This window comes from Cytophaga aurantiaca DSM 3654 (assembly GCF_000379725.1).
GTDB lineage: Bacteria > Bacteroidota > Bacteroidia > Cytophagales > Cytophagaceae > Cytophaga > Cytophaga aurantiaca.
Genome location: NZ_KB903625.1, coordinates 20,992 through 46,234 on the forward strand (window position 1 = coordinate 20,992; position 25,243 = coordinate 46,234).

The 25,243-nt window shown below is 39.4% G+C and carries 17 protein-coding genes; 6 read left to right on the forward strand and 11 right to left on the reverse strand.

Annotation, left to right across the window (positions count from 1 at the left end; all coding sequences use genetic code 11):
* Positions 1-361: 361 nt before the first annotated feature.
* Both A3EE_RS0104940 and A3EE_RS0104945 read right to left on the reverse strand, forming a co-directional pair.
* The gene (locus A3EE_RS0104940) at positions 362-1,003 is read right to left on the reverse strand and encodes a suppressor of fused domain protein (protein ID WP_018342333.1); all 642 of its coding nucleotides are present in this window, start codon (positions 1,001-1,003) and stop codon (positions 362-364) included.
* Between the two features lie 48 nt (positions 1,004-1,051).
* Positions 1,052-2,656 carry a Na+/H+ antiporter gene (locus A3EE_RS0104945; RefSeq protein WP_018342334.1) on the reverse strand — a complete coding sequence of 535 codons (1,605 nt, stop codon included), beginning with the start codon at positions 2,654-2,656 and terminating at the stop codon, positions 1,052-1,054.
* A gap of 458 nt (positions 2,657-3,114) precedes the next feature.
* On the opposite strand from A3EE_RS0104945, the gene A3EE_RS0104950 reads away from it, so the two are divergent.
* A complete protein-coding gene (locus tag A3EE_RS0104950; RefSeq protein ID WP_018342335.1) occupies positions 3,115-8,655 on the forward strand; it encodes an alpha-2-macroglobulin family protein in 5,541 nt (1,846 codons plus the stop codon).
* Positions 8,652-11,048, forward strand: coding sequence for a penicillin-binding protein 1C (pbpC, locus tag A3EE_RS0104955; protein WP_018342336.1), 2,397 nt, complete (start codon positions 8,652-8,654; stop codon positions 11,046-11,048). Before A3EE_RS0104950 ends, pbpC begins: the two co-directional genes overlap by 4 nt.
* Before the next feature lie 98 nt (positions 11,049-11,146).
* Here pbpC and A3EE_RS0104960 read toward each other — a convergent pair whose 3' ends face one another.
* From A3EE_RS0104960 to A3EE_RS0104975, 4 genes are all read right to left on the reverse strand, one after another.
* On the reverse strand, positions 11,147-11,902 hold the full coding sequence (locus tag A3EE_RS0104960) for a LytR/AlgR family response regulator transcription factor (protein ID WP_018342337.1): 756 nt from the start codon (positions 11,900-11,902) through the stop codon (positions 11,147-11,149).
* Between the two features lie 70 nt (positions 11,903-11,972).
* Positions 11,973-15,032, reverse strand: coding sequence for a sensor histidine kinase (locus tag A3EE_RS0104965; RefSeq protein ID WP_018342338.1), 3,060 nt, complete (start codon positions 15,030-15,032; stop codon positions 11,973-11,975).
* A gap of 376 nt (positions 15,033-15,408) precedes the next feature.
* Positions 15,409-16,224: a helix-turn-helix domain-containing protein gene (locus A3EE_RS21185; protein ID WP_018342339.1), complete on the reverse strand. Its 816-nt coding sequence runs from the start codon at positions 16,222-16,224 to the stop codon at positions 15,409-15,411.
* A gap of 243 nt (positions 16,225-16,467) precedes the next feature.
* Positions 16,468-16,851, reverse strand: coding sequence for a hypothetical protein (locus tag A3EE_RS0104975; protein WP_018342340.1), 384 nt, complete (start codon positions 16,849-16,851; stop codon positions 16,468-16,470).
* Between the two features lie 336 nt (positions 16,852-17,187).
* Between A3EE_RS0104975 and A3EE_RS0104980 the strand changes: the two genes are divergently transcribed.
* From A3EE_RS0104980 to A3EE_RS0104995, 4 genes are read left to right on the forward strand one after another with little or no spacing between them, the layout of a single operon-like run.
* Positions 17,188-17,583 carry a hypothetical protein gene (locus A3EE_RS0104980; protein ID WP_018342341.1) on the forward strand — a complete coding sequence of 132 codons (396 nt, stop codon included), beginning with the start codon at positions 17,188-17,190 and terminating at the stop codon, positions 17,581-17,583.
* Between the two features lie 16 nt (positions 17,584-17,599).
* Entirely contained in the window at positions 17,600-17,986 is a 387-nt protein-coding gene (locus tag A3EE_RS0104985; RefSeq protein ID WP_018342342.1) for a hypothetical protein, read from the forward strand.
* Between the two features lie 56 nt (positions 17,987-18,042).
* A complete protein-coding gene (locus A3EE_RS0104990; protein ID WP_018342343.1) occupies positions 18,043-19,254 on the forward strand; it encodes a PAS domain-containing sensor histidine kinase in 1,212 nt (403 codons plus the stop codon).
* Positions 19,251-20,312 (forward strand): response regulator, encoded by a 1,062-nt coding sequence (locus A3EE_RS0104995; protein ID WP_018342344.1) that lies wholly within the window; start codon positions 19,251-19,253, stop codon positions 20,310-20,312. The genes A3EE_RS0104990 and A3EE_RS0104995 overlap by 4 nt, the downstream gene beginning before the upstream one ends.
* A gap of 182 nt (positions 20,313-20,494) precedes the next feature.
* Here the strand turns inward: A3EE_RS0104995 and A3EE_RS0105000 are convergent, their stop codons facing one another.
* From A3EE_RS0105000 to ccoG, 5 genes are read right to left on the reverse strand one after another with little or no spacing between them, the layout of a single operon-like run.
* Positions 20,495-21,241 (reverse strand): acyl-CoA desaturase, encoded by a 747-nt coding sequence (locus A3EE_RS0105000; protein WP_018342345.1) that lies wholly within the window; start codon positions 21,239-21,241, stop codon positions 20,495-20,497.
* 7 nt (positions 21,242-21,248) lie between these two features.
* Positions 21,249-22,607 (reverse strand): oxygen-independent coproporphyrinogen III oxidase, encoded by a 1,359-nt coding sequence (hemN, locus tag A3EE_RS0105005; RefSeq protein WP_018342346.1) that lies wholly within the window; start codon positions 22,605-22,607, stop codon positions 21,249-21,251.
* A gap of 1 nt (position 22,608) precedes the next feature.
* Positions 22,609-23,307 (reverse strand): sulfite exporter TauE/SafE family protein, encoded by a 699-nt coding sequence (locus tag A3EE_RS0105010; protein WP_018342347.1) that lies wholly within the window; start codon positions 23,305-23,307, stop codon positions 22,609-22,611.
* Between the two features lies 1 nt (position 23,308).
* On the reverse strand, positions 23,309-23,746 hold the full coding sequence (locus tag A3EE_RS0105015) for a FixH family protein (protein WP_018342348.1): 438 nt from the start codon (positions 23,744-23,746) through the stop codon (positions 23,309-23,311).
* Between the two features lie 5 nt (positions 23,747-23,751).
* On the reverse strand, positions 23,752-25,170 hold the full coding sequence (ccoG, locus tag A3EE_RS0105020) for a cytochrome c oxidase accessory protein CcoG (protein WP_018342349.1): 1,419 nt from the start codon (positions 25,168-25,170) through the stop codon (positions 23,752-23,754).
* Between the last annotated feature and the right edge of the window lie 73 nt (positions 25,171-25,243).

Below are 25,243 nucleotides of genomic sequence, written 5' to 3' on the forward strand. Positions count from 1 at the left end.
TCTCTAACTACAAAAACCGCAAAATGAATTGGTCCCCAGACGATAAAAAAAGAAATGATCTGCCCGATTAAGATCGCTGAAAACGGTTCCCTGAGAGTGAATATCAATGTTATCGGAAGAAATGAAACCGGAAGAAAAAAGTCAAATACAAATTTCCCAAATCCTTCAAGTCCTATACCACTATCCGTCCAATATAGCAAACTGTATACAGTGCCTGATAACACATATATTAAAGTAATTACTAGTGAAATATATTTATTAGATATTTTTTTACCGTTGTTCATCACCTTCCTGATTGGGCATTTAACAATTATTCAGTTAACGATTAAAATCATACCCTGCATAATTAAAGATCTATATTTTACACTTCATCCAGATCCGTAATAAACAATGGATTGTTCACTCGTATTTCTTCGATCAATGCCGGACCTTCTTCAGGTGATTGCTTCAAGCGCTCAAGCTGTTCTTCAGTGATTCCGATCATCTGCAAAAACGTAACTTTACCATGTGGTGTATCGATTACACCCAACTGCGGATCTGTAATAAACAAAACACCTACTTTGTTGGTTTTAGATTCCAATTTAATGGGACCGTTTGCAGGAATATAATGATAGTCTTCGAACCAGTTACCGCTTTGAAAAACATAACGCGCTAAGTTGTTCATCAAACCGATCACCCATTTCGGATCATCCTCTCCTTCTTTACTTTTAATGCGCATGGTAAATTCAAATCCCCAGTTGCTGAAATCTTTCCCAACACTCTCAGGAGCATAATACAATTCAGACATCCCATAACTCACCACATGACGATGAAACGTCTGTTCATGTGAATCATAGATGCTTGACCCATCCAACGGATCCGGACCGCCGATCATGTATTTAATTACCGATGCAAAATGCCTTGGTTCCTGCGTTCCGTAGATCTTTTCTAAAGCTGCATCCATCGCCAACCAACCAGGTGCCTCTTCTTCAGAAAACTGTTTGCTGTATTCTTCTGTAGTCATATAATTCTTTTATTAGATCAGCATACGAAAAATGCTCCGATAAGTTTATTACAACGATTGTTCACGAATCCGTAATTCTTCAAAATCAATCAATGCATGATATTTACGAATCATTTCTTCATCAAATTCTTCGTCGTGATAGATCTCTGCTAACAGGCTCCGCTGGTGATCCAGCAATTCAAGATAGGTGGCGTGATATTCTTTGATCGTATTTTTATGCGTTGGATCTACATCTTCCAGCAGCTCTGCATTAAAGAACTGAAATTCTAATTCAAACCTCGAGCGCAGGTTAACGATGTGATCGTTATCGGCCCCTTCCGCTTCAAATTTCTTTTCTAAGAACATAAGAGAAGAATGAGATAATTTTTTTTGAATCAGTTTCTCTTGTTCACCATCGGATTTATCCGAATCGTAATTTTCAACCTTCAGCCATTTGATAAGTAACGGAAGCGTAAGTCCTTGAAAAACCAAGGTCACCAGAATTACAATAAATGTAATAAAAAGTATAAGGTTTCGATAGGGAAACGTTTCTGTATCGCTTATGTATAAAGGAATTGAAAGTGCTGCAGCCAACGATACAACACCACGCATACCTGCCCATCCAAGGATAAGCGGTCCCTTCCAGCCCGGGTGTGCGTCTGCAACTGTTATATACCGGCTCATGAATATGGTAAAAGCAGAAGCTCCTAATGTACATAGGATACGTGTTACAACCAACATGATTGAAATTGCGATGCCGTACCAGGTAGCAGTCCACACACTTATATCGCCCAATTGTTCTATGATCGAAGGCAATTGCAAACCGATCAATAAAAAGATCAAACCATTCATCACAAAGACAATGCTGGTCCATACGTTTTCAGATTGAATGCGGCTACGGTAGCTGAGCATTTGCTGACGTTTACTGGAGAGCAGCAAACCGCCACTAACAACTGCAAGTACACCGGAGAAATGAAAATGTTCCGCTGCATAAAACATGCAATATGGTGTTACGAATGTCATGATGATCTCAATACGCGGAGGTATCGGCAGCCAACGGTGCACGCTGTAAAAGACAAAACCTACAGCAAGTCCGATTAATGTACCCATCAGTACCACAAGAAAAAAACTGGATGTGGCTTCGCCGAAATGAAACTGTCCGGTAATAACAGCAGCCAAAGCAAAACGAAAGATGATCAAAGAAGAGGCATCATTCAGTAAACTCTCTCCTTCCGCGATACTCACCAATCGTTTCGGTGCATTCACCTGACGCATGATGGTACTTGCAGAAATTGCATCGGGCGGAGAAATGATTCCGCCTAAAAGAAAACCTAATGCCAAGGTAAAGCCCGGTATGATTGCATAAGAGAAAAAAGCGATCACACAGGCCGTAATAATTACGATCGGAAACGCCATACTGGTAATTACTCGTTTCCACTTCCAGAATTCTTTCCAGGAAGTTTGCCAGGCTGCTTCATACAACAGCGGCGGAAGAAAAATAAATAACACAACGCCCGGATCAATGGTCATGTCTGAAAACTCAGAAAGAAAACTCAGGGCCAGACCACCAATCACAAGAATAATGGGATAAGCCAACTTAATGATGTCCGCAAAAGTAACCAGGGCAAGAATTGCCAATATCAAATAAACATATTCAATAAATACGTGCTGCATGTTTCAGATTCCCCTTTTCCACAAATTGATTCCAACTCTACTAAATATAAAAAATAATATGCAAACATTGAAGAGAAGAAGTTATTGAATTTGGATTGTTTTATACGCAGTCTTGCTCCGATGCCCTTAGCCTTAGCATAAAGCGAAGGCTACTCTATCCGTAGAGTTAGCGAAGCGCTCTACGGATGATCAATAATTGAGAGTCTCCGACTCGATTTCAAAAACTCAGGAAGAATAATTAAAACGAGTCAAAGACTCTATTTTATTAAAAGATCCGTAGAGCGCTGCGCTAACTCTACGGATAGATTCGTTTGCTGACAAGAGCATACATTCATAATTCATAATTCCAACAATAATCACCCTCCCCCAACACTTATCTGCCGAATCGCTACACTTATTCAATCCCCTAAAATAAGATAGAGGGATCTCCTATTTTTCCATTGCTAATCCTACGTATCATGAAACTAAAAGCTCCCTTCCTTTCTGGAAACATCCCATTTCTTATTTTAGCCATTTTTGTTGGCGCAGTTGTATTCCGCTATGCACAAATTCCTAAAAAAATAAAATCGCCAACGCTTTACAACAAATACATTACAGCTTTTACCGGCGGAGAAATTTCGAGCAAGTCGTCTATACGGGTACGATTCGTAGATGAGATGATAAAAGCTTCAGAAATTAATAAAGATGTCTATGGAAATACCTTTGCATTTGAACCATCTATTTGGGGCAGTGTAAGATGGATCGATACACGTACCATTGAGTTCACTCCATCTTCAGACTTAGATCACAATAAAGAATTTAAAGCAAGCCTGAATTTAAAAGATATTCTTCCGAGCATTCCGGATTCACTCAAAAAATTTGAATTTAAATTCCGAACAAAAAAACAGGCAATGAAAGTTGACGTAGGAATGCCTGCTCCTATAGACAATGAAAAACCACAATGGCAAAAAATTGAAGGAGTCATTACACTTCTGGATGCTGAATCAATGGAAAACATCTCCGAACTGTTTGCTGCATATCATGGAGAGCAACCTGTTAAGATGATATGGAAAGAGATAACAGAAAACAATTATCGTTTCTCGATTGACAGCATCTTGCGAACGAATACGCCTTCAGAAGTAGAAATAAAATGGAGCAGCAACTACTACAGTAGTTTTGAATGCAACGGAACAACAAAAATTTCGATTTTACCTTTAGGGAATTTCTCACACATTCATACAAGCAGCAACAGTTATCCGGCACAATCTATTACGCTTGAATTTTCAGATCCAATAAAAAATAATCAGGTCTTAGATGGATTAATCCGTATTGGCAATGCAGATGCAACCTTCACAATCGAAGATAATAAAATCCACGTTTTTCCTACAAAACGTTTGCTGGGTGAAAAAGAAATAACGATTGAACAAAACATTCAGAATACAGAAGGACATGTATTACAAAGCAAATCTTCTGCTACTGTATTGTTCGAAGAATTATATCCGGAAATCAGGCAAGTGGGAAAAGGTACAATCATTCCGCACTCAACCATATTACCTTTTGCTTTTGAAGCTGCAAACATTTCTGCAGTAGATGTACGCATCATTCAGATCACAGAAAAAAACATTCCACAATTTCTGCAGATCAATAAAATGGATCAACACAGCGAGTTAAAACGTGTTGGTAAAATTCTGTTGAATAAAAAAGTACAGCTTGATAAAAACAAAAAAATCGATTTAAAAAACTGGAACAGGCATGTAATCGATCTAAGCAAACTGATTCAAACAGAACCGGGAGCCATATATCAGGTAGCACTTGGTTTTAGAAAATCGTATTCGCTCTATCCATGTGATGACACATCTTCTACCGATTCAAACAACTCTTTAGAAATCGATGCAGATACATGGGGTGATCCGGATAGCTACTATTATGACTACGATTATTCATACTACGAAGATGAAGACTATGACGACCGGCAGAATCCATGCAAAAAATATTATTACAATTACGAAAAAACCATTGTGCGTAATATTCTTGCCAGCAATCTCGGAATCTTTACAAAAAGAGGCTCTGAAGGTACTGTATTTACAGCCATTACAGATCTGCTAAGTACTGCTCCATTATCAGGCGTTACAATAGAAATTTACGATTATCAGCAACAACTGATCGCATCCGGTAAAACAGGACAAGATGGCACAACAAATATGAAGGTGAAAGGAAAACCATTTTTGCTTATTGCCAAATATGGCAAACAGCGTGGTTACCTGCACATGGACAATGGTTCTTCTTTATCATTAAGCCGGTTTGATACCGGTGGTAAAGAATATCATAAAGGTATGAAAGGATTCATCTTCGGTGAACGCGATGTGTGGAGACCGGGAGATTCGATTTATTTGAATTTTGTTCTGGAGGATAAATTAAAATCGCTGCCGGCTGCACACCCCGTTGTGTTTGAGTTATACAATCCACAGCAGGAACTTATCCGAAGAATTGTAAAGACAACATCGGTGCATAATTTTTATGCATTCCATACCGCGACCGATGCAGACGCACGCACAGGAACCTACTCTGTAAAAGTGATTGCCGGAGGTGCCACATTCGAAAAAAATATTAAGATCGAAACCATTATTGCAAACCGATTAAAAATCAATTTGGATTGGCAACCAATGGAGATTGAAAAGAAAGATCAGCAGTTGCAAGGAAAGCTCAGCGCGCACTGGCTGCATGGCGCTATTGCACAAAACCTAAAGGCGGAAGCATCGGTAACGTTTACGCAGGCCAAAGCAACATTTAAAAATTATGAAAACTATGTCTTTGATGATCCATCTCAAAAATTCATTACTGAAACAAAAGAGATCTTCAAAGGAAACTTAAGCGCAACAGGCGCTGCAGACATTACCGCAGATCTGCACGTAGAAGGTGAAGTGCCAAGTATGCTGAAAGCGAATGTAAAAGCTCGCGTGTATGAGCCGGGTGGAAATTTCAGCACATCGTATTTCAGCATTCCATTTCATACCTATCAAACGTATGTAGGCATTCAAGACGAAGCTGGCTCTTCCGAAAATATGCTATCAACGGATAAAGAACATGCAATTAAACTGGTAACAGTAGATGCAAAAGGCAAACCTGTATCTGGTAAAAAATTAACGGTAGAACTTTATAAGATTTCCTGGAAATGGTGGTGGGATGCAACCGAAGACGATGAATTCAATTATAACGGAAGATCATTCGCACAGTGTGTTCAAAAAGACAGCCTTACAACGATCAATGGAAAAGCGCAATGGATGCTGCGTGTGCGTCCTATAGACTGGGGACGGTATCTGATAAAAGTATGGGATGCAGATGGACACTGCAGCGGAAAAATTGTATACATGGATTGGCCGGGTTGGGGCGGTCGTGGTGAAGAAGAAAATCCACAAGGCACAAAAATGCTTGTGTTCAGTGCAAACAAACAAGTCTATGCTGTGGGAGAAAACATTACACTGAATATCCCTACTGGTTTTGCAGGGAGAGCATTGTTGAGTTTAGAATCCGGAACAAAAGTAATCGGTTCATACTGGATTCAGGCACAGAAAGGGATGACGCAATTTACATTCCCGGCAACAAAGAATATGGCACCGAATGTATATGCGCACATCACGCTCATACAACCGCATGCACAAACGAGTAACGACTTGCCAATGCGCATGTATGGTATTCTTCCTTTACGTGTGGAAGATCCTGCTACACACCTGCACCCCGTCATTGCTATGGCCGATCAGCTCAAGCCGGAACAGAAAGCAAGTGTTCGTATTAATGAACGCGATGGAAAACCGATGACCTATACGATTGCAATTGTAGATGAAGGCTTGTTGGATCTTACACGTTATAAAATGCCGGATGTGTGGAGTAATTTCAATGAACGTCAGGCACTGGATGTAAAAACCTGGGACATGTTTGATGAAGTAGCCGGTGCCGATGCATCAAAAATTAAAAATCTGTTAAGCATCGGTGGAGATGGCAGTCGCGGTCCGCTTGAAGGTGCAAAAGCAAACCGTTTCAAACCCGTTGTTTTATTTATGGGCCCATATCATGCGGGCGCAGGTGAAAGCAAAACACATACATTCACGTTGCCAAACTATGTCGGTTCTGTACGTGTGATGGTTATTGCAGCAGAGAACGGAACCTATGGTACGGAAGAAAAAACAGTGGCGATAAAAAAACCATTGATGCTGCTTGGTACACTACCACGCGTGCTAGGCCCGAATGAATCTTTCAAATTTCCTGTAACCGTTTTTGCCATGGAATCCCGCATCAAAAATGTTTCGGTACAATTAGAAGTAAATGGTTTACTTACTTCAACCGGAAGTACTATCCAACAAATTTCTTTTTCTGAAACAGGAGAAAAACTTATTTCCTTTCCATTGAATGTAAAAGGTATGATCGGAAAAGCAACTGTACGCGTGACAGCACGCAGCGGAAAAGAAACTGCCGTATATGAAACAGAAATTGAAGTACGCAATCCGAATCCGCGTATATACACTGTTTCTGAAACAACACTGGATGCAGGAAAACTCTGGACACAATCCTGTACACCGGCAGGTATGACAGGCAGCAATCGTGCAACGATAGAAGTTTCTTCGATACCACCATTGAATCTTACCAAACGGCTGGGTTATCTGATCCATTATCCCTATGGATGTGTAGAGCAGACAACATCGTCTGTATTTCCTCAATTGTTCTTAAGCAAATTACTTTCACTTTCTGCTCAGCAAAAAAATGAAATCGATAAAAATATCAAAGCGGGTATTGCACGGCTAAAAACATTTCAATTAAATGATGGCAGTCTTTCTTATTGGCCGGGTGATTATGAAACAAACAATTGGGGTACCTGTTATGCCGGGCATTTCATGATCGAAGCAGAACGTATTGGGTATATTCTTCCATATGGTTTTAAAGATAAATGGATCAATTATCAAAAAACACTCGCTCGTAACTGGGACAATGACGATGAAGTTCCTCAGGCGTATCGCTTGTATTTGCTGGCATTGGCAAAATCTCCGGAAATAGGTGCAATGAATCGTCTGCGCTTAGCTAAGCTCAAATCTATACCAGCAATTTGGTATCTGGCTGCGGCATATCATTTAGCAGGACAAACGGAAGTTGCGAAAGAAATGACTGCAAATACTGCGTTAACCGTTACAGATTACAAGGAACTATCGAATACATTTGGTTCGGATGAACGGGACAAAGCCATCATTTTACAAAGTCTTAGTATCCTCGGACAAAAAACAAAAGCTGCTCCGCTGATGCGTGAACTTGCTGCAACATTAAACGGTAATGCCTATTTAAATACACAGGAAACAGCCTATGCATTGGTAGCTATAGCAACATATACCGGCAGCACTCGCACAACATCCAATATGTTATTCAGCTACCGTACAAAAGAAGGCACATGGAAAGAAGTGAATGCAACTTCACCAATCTGGCAATATAGCTGGGATAACAACGAAGCTAAAACAGTTGAAATTAAAAATACCGGACAAGGTATCCTTTTCACAAAAGTAATTACAACTGGCATTCCTGTAGAAGGTGACAAAACAGATGCTTCGAATGGTTTGCGTCTGAGCATAGATTATATATCTATGGATGGAAAAAAATTAAATCCTGCTTCCGTAACACAAGGCACAGATTTTATGGCACTCGTAACGCTGGTAAATACAGGTACACGTAATTATGAACAAATGTCGCTTACACAAATATTTCCTTCGGGATGGGAGATTCACAATTCACGTATGGATCCATCCGGAAAAGTATACCACTATGATGTGCCCGATTATGAAGACATCCGTGATGACCGTATTAACAGTTTTTACGATCTGGCAGTAAAAGAGAAAAAAACATTTATGGTGTTGCTGCACGCAAGTTATGAAGGACGTTTTTATTTGCCTACCGTTTATTCTGAGGCAATGTACGATCATGCCATCAATGCGCGTCAACACGGCATGTGGGTAGAAGTAACTGCAAACACGGTAGAATTATGAAACGCATTCTTACAGGTAAAAAAAAGATCAGGATTCTATTCGGAATTCTGTTCTTTGCAATCCTAACCGGATATTATTTTTGCTTGCCTGATCCATTGTTTCAGGATCCGGTATCCACGGTAGTTCTGGATAGAAATCATGAATTGTTAGGCGCGCGTATTGCCAGCGATGGACAGTGGCGTTTTCCTCATACAGAAGAAGTACCGGCTAAATTTCAAACAGCCATCATCTGTTTTGAAGACAAGCGTTTTGAATCGCATTCGGGTGTAGATGCGTTTGCTCTTGCACGCGCTTTTAATCATAACATTCATAACAACAGAATTGTAAGCGGCGGCAGTACGTTGAGCATGCAGGTTATACGACTTTCCCGCAAAGGACAGCCACGAACAATCGTAGAGAAATTGATTGAAATTATTTTAGCTACGCGGCTTGAACTTCGATATTCGAAAAAAGAAATTATGGCTTTATATGCGGCCAATGCTCCTTTTGGTGGCAATGTAGTTGGATTAGAAGCCGCTGCATGGAAATATTATGGGCGTGATGCAACAAAACTTTCATGGGCTGAAACAGCAACATTAGCAGTACTTCCAAACAGTCCAGCTCTTATTCATCCGGGAAGAAACAGGCAGATATTACAGAAAAAAAGAGACCGGCTGTTAAACAAGCTGTATCAGGAAGGCACGATCGATTCTGTAACATGTGTACTTTCTAAAACCGAACAACTTCCGGATCGACCATTAAATCTACCCGATAACGCATCACACCTTACCGAAACAATCCGTCAATCACAAAAAAAAGATGCTGCAATATCCGCAGTAATTGTTTCTACCATCGACATTCATATACAACAGCATGTACAACATGTTATAAACAGACAGTATCATCAATTAAAAGAAAATAATATTTACAATGCAGCAGCACTTGTGATCGATACAGAAACAGGTGATGTGCTTGCATACATCGGAAATACAACCGACTCCACCAATGCACATCATAACCAGGTAGATATCGTACATGCAAAAAGAAGCAGCGGAAGTATTTTAAAACCTTTGTTATATGCACAGATGCTGAATGCCGGAGAAATTCTTCCGAATACACTTGTGCCCGATATTCCAACGCATTTTAATGGATACGCCCCCAAAAATTTTGATTTGACATACGATGGTGCAGTGCCGGCAAGCAAAGCACTTGCACGTTCATTAAATATTCCGGCAGCACGTATGCTGCAGCAGCATGGTACCGATCGGTTTTATAATGAGCTGAAAAAAATGGGAATGACCACACTGGATCAATCTCCTATGCATTACGGTTTGTCTCTAATTCTGGGTGGTGCAGAAACAAGCCTGTGGGATTTAGGTGCAATCTATTCAAGTATGGGAAGAACGTTAAAACAATTTAGTACAAACGGAAACAAATATGATCCGCAAGCATTTCGTGCATTAAATATATACCTGCCTGCTTCACATATGCCCGCAAAAAAAGAAACCATGTGTACAACATCTTTGCTTGATGCAGCTGCAGTATGGCATACATTTGAATCGATGTCGGAAGTTGTACGCCCCGATATAGAAAGCAATTGGCAGAACTTTGAATCTTCCGGCAGGATTGCATGGAAAACAGGTACGAGCTTTGGTTTCCGTGACGGATGGGCAGTTGGATGTACGCCGCAATATGTTGTAGCTGTATGGACAGGAAATGCAGATGGAGAAGGGCGCCCGGGGCTTACAGGAATATCTGCAGCTGCACCTATCCTATTCGATATCTTTCATGTACTTGAACAAAAATCAATCTGGTTTGAATTTCCCGCAGCCGATACCAAAACAATACAAGTGTGTAAACAGAGCGGACACAAGGCCGGCGAATACTGTACCGACACAGAATCATTGGCCGTGCCGCAAGCAGGATTAAAAACAACTCTTTGCCCATATCACATTCCTGTATATGTAGATGCTGAAGGCAATCGTGTCAACGGCGCATGTATCTCTCCTACGGAAATGGTTATTAAATCCTTCTTCGTATTACCACCCATTCAGGCATTGTATTACAAACGAAAAAATCCGGACTATACTTCTCTACCTGCATTCAGAAAGGGTTGTATCAACAATGAAGAACAATCGATGGCAATGATCTATCCGCATACATCAAGTCGCATTTACATTCCGGTAAATCTGGATGGTACATTAAGCAAAACTGTTTTTCAAGCTACACACCCGAAAGCAGGAGAAACTATTTACTGGCACGTCGATGATTTTTATATGGGAGAAACAAACGGTACGCACGAACTTGCTTTATATCCCGAATCGGGAAACCATATACTCACATTGATAGACAGCAGCGGTGAAGTATTAAAAATAGAATTTGAAGTATTGGAAAATTTGAAAACACAATTATAAATTATGAGTTATGAATTATAAATTACAAATGAACCACTAGGAGAAACTTGAACATTTTGTATTGTCTGGCAACTGGTGCCTAGAAACCAGGAACTCTTTTACAATCCCAACAAACTCAACAGTTGTTCCTTTTTCCGTACAGATACCGGCACTTGTGATCCATCCGACATGACAGCGTAACCACCGTCTGTTTTTATATATTCTTTCAGATGTTTTACATTAATCAGATGCGAATGATGCACACGTAAAAAATTATCTGCTTCAAGCATGTCTTCAAACTCTTTCAATGTGCGGGTTACTAGTACTTGCTTTTTGTTTGTAAGATAAAACAAGGTATAGTTTTTCTGTGACTCACATTGAATAATATCATCCACATTTACAACCTGAACTTTATCTACACTATTCAATGCAATCCGTTTGTTCGAGGTTTTAATTCCTTTCATGCTTTCCAGCAGCAGTTCCATATTTTCTTTCAGGGAACTTTGCACATCCTGTACGTTGATTTTTTGCACAGCTTGTATAAGATCTTCGTGATCCACCGGCTTTAATAAATAATCAATTGCACTAAATTTAAATGCCTTAATCGCATATTCATCATAAGCCGTAGTAAATATGATCTGAAATGGAATGACACCTTGCTGACGAAGTTTTCCGATCAGATCAAAGCCGCTGCCATCCGACATACGGATATCCAAGAAGATCACGTCGGGTGTTGTGCTTTTAATCAACTGCAATCCGCTTTCTACTCCATCTGCCTCTCCGATTACCTGAACATTCTGACAATAGGTTTTTATGTCGCTCTTCAGTGCGCTCCGAGCTTTTTCTACATCGTCAATGATCAATGCTTTTATCATAATAGTTTGTCTAGCCTTATTTGTTATTCGTCGGACCACAAAAAAGTGGTTTGACGAATAACGTTATAAATTATTGCTGAAATGGTATCAATAGCGTTACACGTGTGCCAACAGCTTCCTGCTGTTCATTTATAAGATCGATTACAGAAATTTTTATCGCTTCCAGATTCAGTTTTTTATTTAATATATTCAGTCGCTCTTGTGTGACGGTAATTGCGGCCGACTTATGTTGCTGCATGGATTGTTGTTTCAACGCTGCAGCCTTCTCTCTGCCGATACCATCGTCTTCAATCACACAGTGCAGATAATTTTCTTCCAATTTAAACCCAACATGTATTGTTCCCTTTCCTTCTTTTGCAGCCATTCCATGCAAAATTGCATTCTCCACAAAAGGCTGAATCAGCATGGGTGGAATTTGTACGAACGAAGGATCAATCGCATCTTCTACTTCAATAGTAAAATCAAATGCATCTTCGTGACTTAGTTGTTCAAGTTCTGCATACATTCTCAGACCTGTAATTTCATTTTCTAAACTGATAAATGTATCCATCGAATGATCGAGCATGGAACGCATCAGCTTAGCAAATTTTGAAAGATATATTTTTGCTTCTTCGGGTTTATCTTCCGCAATCAAACCTTTAATAGAATTAAGACAGTTGAATAAAAAATGCGGATTCATCTGCAACCGAAGTGCCTTCTGCTCAAGTTCTATCAAAGCGCGTTCGGCTTCAAGACGTTGTTTCTCCAACACGTTTTCCTTTTTCAATTTGCGTGATGCCGATAAGATCAACCACCAGACGGCACAAACAAACAGTACAAGTACTGCAAAAATAAACCACCACGTTTGCCAGAAGGGTGGCTTAATTGTAAATGTATAAACAGCATCACTTTCACTCCAATTGCCACGTTCATTTTTTGCTTTTACTTTAAATGTATATGTACCAGCAGACAAGTTGGAATATATTGCTTCTCTTTTTGTTGTAGACGGCGACCACTCTTTATCAAATCCTTCAAGCATCCAGCTGTATTGAACGGCTTCCGGATTGGCCTGTTCCACACCAATAAATTCAAAACTCAAATGATTTTGATCGTAAGGAAGTACTAAATTTTTAGGCAACGCATACCACGGTGTAAGCACTTTGCCATACGGTGTTGTTTCAACTTTATCGAAAAATAAATGCATGCCCGTTATATGAACACGAGGTGATTTTAATTTTCGTTCTGCAGCAGGATTAAATACCGTTGCAGACTTTACAGTTCCAAACCAGATGCAGCTGCGATTGTCAAGACATATTGCATTGTGCATGGTTTCAATGCCTGTAAAACCTTCGGATTTCCCATAATGCCGAATCACTTCAATTACATTTACACTAGACAAATACATGCAATCAATTCCCTTATCTGTACCGATCCAAAGGCTTCCTTCAAGATCACGTATACAGGAATAAATATTATTAGAAGACAACCCTTTCTGTTTGGTAAGTGAAATAAATTTTACTCCATCGTATACGATCACCCCCGCATTGGCTGTACCAAATATAATACTCCCCCTTTCATCAACTAATGAACAACGGATCATATTACTTGTTAAACCATTTTGCGTCGAATAATTTTTAATTGTATAGGTATTGTCTTCTGAAAAACGAATTACACTGATACCATTACCTGCTGTACCGGCCCATATATTCCCTTTGCGGTCTGCAACTAGTGTATTGATGCGATCTCCGGCCAGTCCATCACGCGGACGAATATTCTTAACTGCATACGTATTGTTTTTAGCAGGCAGCAAACAACTGATACCACCGCCCGCAGTAGCCAATAAAATTCTGCCACTTGCATCGATTAAAATATAATTAATAAAATTGCTGCTTAATCCATTTCGATTGTTAAAGTGACGAAATGTTTTTCCATTGTACATGTATACACCATCTGAAATGGTTCCGAGCCAGATATTACCATTCTGATCCTGCGCCATACATTTTACTTTAGAAGCCGTAAAGCCGTTGCGTTCGGAAAAACGTTTATAAATCTTTCCATCATATGTCGTTACTCCACCTTCCGAAGTACCAAACCACATAAGACCGGTGCTATCCTGTAAAATAGAATACACCCATGTACCGAACACACCTTTAATTGCAGTGTAGTGTATAAAACGTTCGCTGCTTAATTTGCTCACGCCGCCACCCGAAGTTCCAAACCAAAGATTTCCGAATGAATCTTTCATCGTGCACATCACAACATTTTTTGCCAGTCCTTCTGTTTCTGTAATCTGTGTAAAAGAAGTATCTGTTTCGTTGTATTTCGTAACACCGCTCGCGGTAGCAAACCATATCACTCCATTGCCGGCATCTACACAATCAAAAACTGTATTGTTGGCAAGCCCATCCGATTTTTGGATAGAAAAAAAAGTATTTCCGTGAAATACTGCAACACCTCCGCCATAGGTGCACACCCATATTCCACCATCTCTTCTTATAGATAAGGACGTAATGATATTGTTTGGCAATCCTTTAGCTGTCGAAAAATATTCTGTCTGCCAGTTCCCTTTTTCTTTATTGAAACGGTACAATCCATTATCTGTACCCGCCAATAAATTACCTGCTGCATCCTGCACCAAACAGTTGATGCGCACGCTCGATGCTTCGTGTAGTTCGAGCGAAAATGGAACAATACGTCCCTTTGCGGAATGAAAAACACCTTTCTCTGTAGCAATCCAGATCGTCCCTTGATTGTCCTCTATCAGATCATTTATGGATACCGATCCTAAACCTTGCGCTGTTGTAAACGTTGAAAATTTTTTACCATCATAAACAGACAACCCATTGTCAGTACCGACCCATAAATTACCCAGCGTATCTTTTAATATACACCGAACGTAATTATTCGCCAATCCCTCCTGTGTGGTATAGCTGGTAAAATCAATTCCGTCAAAACGACTCAGACCGCCTCCCCGTGTACCAAACCAGATATTGCCGTTATTATCTTCGCACATTGCATAAACCTGCGACTGAGCCAATCCTTCATCTACACTATAATTTCTGAATGTATACTGCTGAGAAAAACCAATTTCAGACTGCAAAAATAACAGCAGCGCAAAAATAAAACGAGTGTAAAAAAGCGTGGTTTTCATTGCAACGAAGATAAGAATAATTGTGTAAATCAGTTTTTTAAGTAGTCCGGTTTTCCCTAAAGCTATGACTCTGAATAATCAACATCCATGATATCCTTGAGCTACAAGATATAAGAAATCGCTAGAATTAGGTATTGATTGCTGGCGTTTTCTTTTCCAACTTTCGGTTGCAAATTGTGACTCTCAAAATCCTATATGCATTGTCCTCCGGAGATACTTTTCGTTTTGGGTTAGTCTCCGTCATTCTCCGGAGGCTTTTTTATACAAGTGGACTAAGAGTTTCAAAGCCTGATGCATCTTTCATCCGGCACAATGCTGCAATGCCTCTTTGGGAGAGAGGCATTTTGCAGACATGTATAGTGTTATTTCAACTGAATTATTTTATTGCAGCCAGCGTTTCTTCTTTGGCAGTTAAGGCAAAAATTGCTAAGTCGGCAGTGCCTTTACAGAATGTTTTACGCAGAATATTTTTCCGGTGTGTATTTACTGTATGCTGACTGATAAATAATTTCTCTGCAATCTGTGCACTGGTCATACCCACACTAATCAAACTAAGAACTTGTGCTTCTCTTTCTGAAAGTACGGTGTTTGAAATCTCAGGCAAGTAACGCTCTTCATACAATACTTCTGTTTTATTCGTATCTGTATTGATATGTGAAATTACAAAATCGATGTACGTATCTTTTTTATATTCCTGAATATCCACAAGACTTTTCAACAGCATGCGAGGTCTTTTCAAGTTGTCTGTAGATAGGACACTCACGGTATGATGATACCAACGCAGACTTCCATCTTTATGAATAAGCTGAGTCTGGTAGGTAGCTTTTATATTTTTTGAATTTTCTTTTTTAGTATACTCTTCAAAGTACTTAAACATGGCGGCAAATATCTGTTCCGTTAGCATATAACCATGCGCAGCCGGGAAAGCAAGAAGCACACGTGCCATTCCTCCATCTATAAATTCCTGACTTGGAAAACCTATAATTTCAGGTGTGTTCACATAGATGTATAGATTGGTATGCATATCTATAACCATTACCGTACCAGGCAGGTGCTCTAAAATGGTAGCAAAAATGTCTGTGCTAATCGGCTGTTTGTGTTCTGTCTCTTCTGAAGCATAGCTGGTATATCTTTTTAAGATATCCAACGCTTCATTCGTACTAAGATCAATCGATGGGCTAGTCTTTCTCATTGCTGTCTTTCTATTTGGGGTATTTGAATATATCCAATCTTAATGAGAAATACAACGATATGGTAACCAGCGCTCTTGCAAAATTTACGCGAGCCCTTTATTCATAAGGGAAGAAATTTATCGAAAAAAAATAAAAAAAGGCTCTGTTAAAAAATAGTTCGAACTTGTCGGAGACTCAATAAATATACAGAACTTGTATGCATACATTCTTTAAGAACTCCGACAAGATTCGTTTCACAGATTTTAATTATCAAACCGTCGTAATTCAACCCATGGTTTGAAGGAAAATTCAAGTTTCGGTTTTAACATTATTTTCATCTGCAATTTTCTGCTTTCAACTTGTAAAGCATCGTAAAGTGTCAGTGCTAAAAACAACTGATGTTCTCTAAATATATCCAGATCGATATCTAACAAGTTAAAGACTGTTTCTTCATACCAGTTCGTCATGTAATCTTTATTCGATTTTGTAACTCCTACTTTTTTAAAAATAAGTTCTGCCAAATTCGTATTAAACTCATCGGTTGAAAGTCCGATCTCATCAAGCCCCATAATCAGTTTACGACTACGCATATCTGCCAGAATTAATGCAAGGAGTTCGCTCTTTTTATTTGATTGATTCGTATCCATAGCTTTAGGGTGTTTAAAGGAATAAACGGAGTTGTTACACAAATGGATTACATAAAAAGTATACATTTACTACATGGTGTTTGGCTTTTGAAACCGCGTTAAAAGATCAATTAGCGGGTTATACTTTATTATGCTATGAAAAATTGAGTTATAATGAGGCTAATTATGACTTCAAAACCGTTAATCGACGTTCCAATTATACATATATTAAAAATCTTTTTTTCCATAATTCTTCTTCAAAGAGTTTCAAAAAATGACATAGATCATCTTTACTGCAAACGTTCGTCATTTCTATAGCTGGCCACAGCCTGTACATTTGATAAAAATTCATTCAACATGCATACAGTAGATGTATTAACCAGCGATTGTACCGCATTGCGCTCCAATATTTTGTTCTTGAAAAAGGAAATAAGTTTTCTGTTGAAAATTCTGGGGAACTGTTATTCGTCTTCCATCCATGCGGAACAACTTAAACTGCAGGATGGATATTGGAAACATTTTGAAGAACAGCAGATTTACCTGGATACGCTTGACGTAACCGTTCAGAAAGAAGAATCAAAACTCATTAACCTGTATCTGGAAGGTCTCATTCATGCAGAAACAGTAATGGACAAACAAGGAAAATTGCAAGCCTCTTTTGATGCATGTTACAACGAACTTAAGTCGCTGAAGGAATCTTTTTATACGTTTATGAATGGCTGCAATGCCTGTGCTTTGAAAACTGCCTGCTAATTTAAACACCACTGTCATGATCAAATACAAAGGAATCACCAGCAACCTGCTTACCGATCTTTCTCTAGAACTTTGTTCTGCTGTAAATCTGAATTACTCAGAGCATATGCTGCTTAAATTTTTTCAATGGATTGCTCATGATCTAAGTACAGAAAAAAAAGTAGCACTGATTTGCCTTTTACCAGTGCATCTGAAACCATTCTGTACGGAAACAAATTTCCCAAAACAAACAACAACGTTATCCGTTTCATCTCATTCATTAAAAAAAACAAATACAATTATACTTGCAGTTTTAAAAAAATACATGACAGAAGATACTTTCCATTTGATCTGCAGTTATTTACCGGAAACAGTTCCGCAGCAATCTGTATCATTGCCTGAAAAAATATTTCTCGTTGCCTGAAACATGTGTATATTTAATCTGTAACATATACAAAAGAATCACTACTTGTGATAGAAATGGATAACGAATCAAGATTAAAAGCAATTATTGAAAACGCAATCGATGGGATCATTACTATTGATCAGCGAGGTATTATCGAAACATTGAATCCCGCAGCTGCAGCTATTTTTGAATACGAGCCAACCGAAGTGATCGGCAAGAACATCAGTATTCTGATGCCCGAACCTGATCACAGTAATCACGATCACTATATTGAAAACTACCAGCGTACCGGCACAAAAAAAATTATTGGTATCGGCCGTGAAGTATTGGGGAAAAAAAAGAGCGGAACTACCTTTCCTTTTTTATTAAGTGTAAGTGAGGTTGCATTAAAGGACAAGATCATTTACACGGGTATCATACACGACATTACTCAATTAAAGGAAGCCGAACATGCATTCCGCAAACTGAACACCGAACTGGAAGAACGTGTACAGCAGCGTACGTCTGAATTGTTTGATGCGATCAAACAATTAAAAGAAACAAATGCAAAACAAAAAGAAGCGGAAGCTGAAGTACGCAAGTCTCTGGAAAAAGAAAAAGAACTGAACGAACTCAAATCGCGGTTTGTAACACTTGCTTCGCACGAATTCAGAACGCCACTCAGCACCATTCTTTCTTCTACAACGCTTATAGCCAAATACGAGGAAATTGGTGACCGCGACAAGATGAACAAACATATAGACCGTATCAAGACTTGCGTAGCCGAGCTGACTGTGATCTTAAACGATTTTCTTTCTCTAAGCAAACTGGAAGAAGGCGTTGTACCAAATACACCTTCTGAATTCAACATCTACATGCTGGCAAAAGATATTCAGGATGAAATGCAATCCACGTTAAAAGAAAAGCAAACGTTCACCTGCGTGCATAAAGGCCCTGAAACGGTATACCTGGATAAAAACATCATCAAAAATATTTTACTGAATCTGATTTCGAATGCAGTAAAATATTCTGAAAAAGGTGTGATCGAATTGTCAGTTGCAGTGACCAATGTCAATATCATTTTTACCGTAAAAGATGAGGGCATCGGCATTTCTGAAGAAGACAAACCATTTCTCTTCACGCGTTTCTTCAGGGCACACAATGCTGCGAACATACAAGGAACCGGACTCGGACTGAATATTGTAAAACGCTATGTAGATTTACTGAGTGGACATATATCGCTGGAAAGCAAGATGGACCATGGAAGTACGTTCACGATTGAAATACCAAAAATTTCTGTATCATGAAAACAATATTATTGATTGAAGACAATCAAAAAGTACGTGAGAATATAGGAGAAATTCTAGAGCTGGCGGGTTACCACGTATTAAGTGCGGAGAACGGAAAAGTCGGTGTAGGAATTACAAAAAATACCATCCCCGATCTGATCGTCTGTGATGTCATGATGCCGGAACTCGACGGATATGGCGTACTGCACGTATTAAGTAAAAATCCGGCAACAAGTGGCATCCCATTTATTTTTCTTACAGCCAAATCTGAAAAAGACGACCTGCGCAAAGGTATGAATCTGGGTGCAGACGATTATCTTACAAAACCTTTTGACGACATTGAATTGCTGAATGCGATCGAGATCCGGTTGAAAAAACACACAGCACTGAAAAGTGAATTCACAAAAAATACGGAAGGTTTGGAGGAATTTTTAACACATGCCAAAGGCCTACAGGAACTGAACAACCTGCTAAGCGATGAAAAACATTATGTGACAGTTCCGAAAAAACACAATGTATATACACACGGCAGCTATCCCAATGCGTTGTATTTTATTGTAAAAGGAAAGGTTAAAACATCTCGTGCAAATAGTTTGGGAAATGAACTCATCACAGGTTTGTATGCAGAGGGAGATTTTTTTGGATACACCGATCTCCTGGAGGAATCTGTATATGCGGAAAACGCCGTAGCTCTTGAAGATACAGAACTATCCACCATTCACAAAGATGATTTCTTTGCACTCCTTCATCACAACCGCGACGTGGCAAATAAATTCATTAAAATGCTTTCCAATAATGTACTGGAGAAAGAAGAACGTTTGTTGAATCTGGCATACAGCTCCGTACGTAGAAGAGTTGCTGAGTCATTGATCATGCTTCAGAATACGTATCAAAAAGAAAACACTGGAAATTTTTCAATGGCCATTACCCGAGACGATCTTTCAGATCTGGTAGGTGCATCCAAAGAAACTGTTATCCGCACGCTTTCGGATTTTAAAGACGAAGGACTGATAAAAATTTCGGGTAGTACAATTACACTTATAAAAACCGACAAGCTGATCCATATGAAGAATTAAATTTTTTGAGTTTCGTTTTGATAAAAAAGGCCGGTGTGTTTTCATGCCGGCTTTTTTATTTTGGGAATTCGCTGTTGGCTAAAGTACAATGTCAATGAAGCGCAGCACTACTTATTAATAACATCTGCTGCGCTTTACCACCGTGGCGGGACCGTCACATGTATATGACGGTTTAAATAACATCACATATAGTTCAGATCATTATTCCGTTTAAGTTTAATGACATGTAGAAAATTGAATGCAAGTATAAACGGATAAGTAGGATCAAATTCATGCCACTTCACACCAAAGTTTGCACGTCCGCCAAGCTTATGATGATTGTTGTGGTAACTCTCTCCCATCATTAAAAAATCAACCGGCAATAAATTTTTAGCTGTATCCGAAACCTTGAAATTAATATACCCTACCCGATGTGCAAACCAGTTAATGATTGCACCATGTACCGGACCCATCAGGAAATGTATTGGCAACAATAAATACATCCACCAATGTGTGGCAAACTTAATATAGAACAAACTGTATGCCGTTCCCCATGCAATACGAGAGATCCACTGATCACCAAGTTTTTCAATAAAACCCCAGTAGGGAACATTTTTAGTAAACTTCGGATCAATAGCTACTCTTTTGTTCAGAATATCATTGTAAATGTTTTTTGTCTTCCACATCATATCAAACAAATTTTTTGAATACGAAGGCGAATGTGGATCTTTCTCTGTATCGGCATAAGCATGATGCATGCGGTGCATTACCCCATACGCATACGGACTTAAAAAAGAAGAACCTTGAAAGATATAGGTCAGAATGTAAAATACTTTTTCCCAGAATGGTTTCATTGTAAACATCTGATGCGCCGCATATCGGTGCAGAAAGAATGTTTGTGCAAATAAAGAAAGATACCAGTGTGCAAGAAAGAAATATAGAATGATCATATAGGAGTTAGATTACTTTTGAGAATGTATTTTTATTAGTTTGTGCTTTCTGCATGCGTGCATCCAATGCCATACAGATATTTCGGATAAAGGGTCTTCCCTTTTCTGTTATTTCAAGGGAATGCAGTCCTATTTTTACTAGTCCTTCTTTTTCCATAACAGCCATAGCCCCAATCCCAGTCAATACAGATGAACATTGGTTGGAAGGATTTTCAATACCTGTTTGAAGGCGACACATAAGATTCAGAATGTGTTTTCGAATAATCCGATCTTCGCGCGTGAGAAAATGTCCTTTGAATACCGGGATCTCTGAAGCCTGCACCAGGGCTTTATATTCTTCTACCGTCTTCACATTCTGCGCATACGCATTAGGCAACTCACTTATCGAAGATACGCCCAAGCCAATAAGCACATTCGTATGACCTGTAGTATATCCCATAAAATTGCGGTGAAGTTTTTTATTTTTAAAAGCAGTATAGAGATCATCTGTCTCCAAAGCAAAATGATCCATGCCAATCTCTCTGTAACCCGCCTGTTCAAGCAGTGTCCTTCCTGATTCATACAAGGCACGTTTTGCTTCATCATCCGGCAGATCCAGCTCCGTAAACTTCCGTTGTCCGGGTTTGATCCAGGGAACATGTGCATAACTGTAAAAGGCAATCCGGTCCGGTTTCAACTGTATAACCTTTTGCATCGTATCTGTGATTTTTTCTAAGGTCTGCAATGGCAATCCATACAGCACATCGTAATTCACCGACGTATAACCAATCTCACGTGCACATCTTGTAACTTCTTCTACCTGTTCAAAAGTCTGCTTGCGATTGATTACTTCCTGCACCTTCGGATCAAAATCCTGAATACCAAAACTCACACGTCGAAATCCCACATTATACAAGGCTTGTAGATGTTCTTGTGTTGTATTTGCGGGATGCCCTTCAAAACCAAACTCCGGATCTAAGGCGATCCGTGCATCAGATGTGATTCCCTTTATAAGCCGTGTCAGATTTTCTGCACTGAAAAATGTAGGAGTTCCTCCCCCCAAATGCAGCTCCTTAATAACCGGCTGTTTTTTAATCAACGCTTTATACAGACTCCATTCTTCTAATACCGCATCAATGTATGAATCCTCTACCGCATGATTTACTGTAATACGTGTATTGCATCCGCAAAACGTACAAAGACTTTCACAATACGGTAAGTGTATGTAAATACTGATCCCTTCCTCATCAGCAGATTTCTCTATGGCTTCAATCCATTTCAAACGCGTGAATGTATCTGCATCCCAATAAGGAACGGGCGGATAGCTTGTGTAACGTGGCCCGGGTACATTGTATTTCCGGATCAGGGATTCTTTATCTGTTTTCATATTAATGGCAAGTAGAAGCGCTACAGCAATCGTGTCCTGCTGATAAAAGTGGCACACTTACCTGCATACCTCGTAAAATAAGCAGTACACCTACCATGCAGGCCAATAAAGGTGCTGCTTTATATATAAAATTTTTCCATTTCATTCCAACAACATTCCCTGCCAGACAAACACCAAACATCATCGGTACCGTACCAAGTCCGAAGCCTGTCATGAATGCAGCTCCAGAAGCCGGACTACCGGCTGCCAATGCAGCAAGCATAGCCATATAAACCATACCACATGGCAACAAGCCATTCAGCAGTCCAAGCATAAACAAAGCCGTGTTTCCTTTCTGCTGAAAATAAAAATGAAAGGCTGATTTCAAACGTGTGCGTATAGTATCTGCAATGCGATTCATAACAACATTGTTAGTAGATGTATAAGCAAGTAATGCAGAAACAATAATCAATATTCCTGCTGCAATGGATAACATCTGCTGCATACCTGCCAATGCAAATCCTTTCCCGGCAATACCAATAAGCGCTCCAAGTATTGCGTAGGTAGTAACGCGACCGATATTGTACAATCCATATTTGAGAATTTTTATATACAACACATTCGTACGTACAGGCAATGCAAACGCAATCGGCCCGCACATACCAAGGCAGTGCAGACTTCCTGTCAAACCCATGATACAAGCAGCATAGAACAGCATCATACTAAGGAATCATAATATTTTGTTCGCAATAATAACTTTTACCTCCTGCGGTATAATCGATCTGTACCCGATAACGGCCTTTTGAAAACAAATCAACAGGAAATTCCTGTACTCCTTCTTCTGAGCAACGTAGAGAACGAACAATATCCTTTTTTGAATCCGAAGGCCGAAAGAACAATACTGTTCCGGCAATGGTATCACGTGCTATTTTTTCAGGAAACTGAATGTGCAACATGCTGCCATATACCGTACAGAATACATGCTCTTTCATTTCCAATTGATTATTTTGCTTTTCGATCTGACTTTGAAATTTCAATTCTTTTCCATAATAATCTTCAGCTACAAGATCAAAGGTCTGCTGAAATGCACTGAACACAAGGAACAGCATGAAGCATACAAAACCTACTGTAATAAATATTACGCGATATCCCCAGCTCATATGAGTTAATTTAAAGGTGCAATGAATGTAGTTGAAACCGTTTCAAGTTCTTTGCCTTCGGAATAAACACCGACCTGCATAGACGTTTTCGTTTTCTTTATGTCAGACTGATCCAGGATTATGAATGCGGAAGTCTGCGCCGTTCCCTGCGAAGGGATAATCAATTCTTTTCCGATAAGCTTTAATTCACCCGGACCGGATTTGATCTTCAGATGTACCTGAATCTCTTTATTGGTTTTATTAATAAGTTTGATGTTGTAGAGATTGCTGATCTTATTATCTGAAAGTTGCTGAAACGTAACACCGGGCGTACGCAACACAGATGTTTCAATATCCGAACGCAGGATCAATAAAAAAGAGATAAATCCAAGCAAGAGCATCAATACAGCGCTGTAGGCAATAACCCGTGTTGTAAACCGGAAAGGTTTTTTTTCTGAAATCCCCGCTTCAGAATCCATACGGATCAAGCCCTTTGGCAAGCCTACATTTACCATCATGAAATCACATGCATCTATACATGCTGTACAATTGGTACATTCTAGCTGAGTACCATTTCGGATATCAATCCCCATGGGGCATACATGTACGCATTGATTGCAATCGATACAATCTCCTTTACCAGAATCAGCTCTTGTTTCATGCGCTTTTAATTTGCCACGAGTCTCGCCTCGCACATAATCATATGCAACAACCAGAGAATTTTTATCGAGTAATACGCCTTGCAATCTTCCGTACGGACAAATTGTAGTACAGATCTGTTCGCGGAATTTCGCGTATACCCAATAGAATGCAAAGGTAAACACAAGCATTGCAATGCTCTTTCCTATATGGTCTAAAGGATTCCCCGTTGCTAAGGCCATTACCTGATCTACCCCAATGATATAACTCAACAGCACAGATGAAATCAATGCGGAGAGCACAAAAAACAGAATATGCTTCAATAATTTTTTACTGAATTTTGAAATACTCAAGCTAGCCTTATCCAAGGCCATCCGATCTTTCCAGTCACCTTCGATCCAGTATTCAATTTTACGAAATACCGATTCCATAAAAATTGTCTGCGGGCATACCCACCCGCAGAACACTCTTCCATATATTACTGTAAATAAGCCGACAAACACAACACCAGCAATCATGATCAGCAGAAAAATATGAAAATCTTGTGGCCAGAAGATCTTACCTAAAATGATAAACTTGCGTTCAATTATATTCAACAATAAAATTGGCTCACCATCTATTTTTATAAATGGGCCGCTTATCATGAGCATGATAAAAAACATTGAAAGCAACGTCCTGTAATTGGTAAGCCTTCCCTTTGGATTCTTTGGATAGAGCCAGATCCGCTTTCCGGACGTATCAACTGTTGAGATCGTATCACGAAAAGTGGCTGAATGCTGCTGAACAAGAAAGGTTTTGGTTTCCATTATTAGGATAAATGTATGTTAGGCTGAAACCATTGAATATGCTGGTTGTAAGTGATCCGCTTAATCCCCCTTA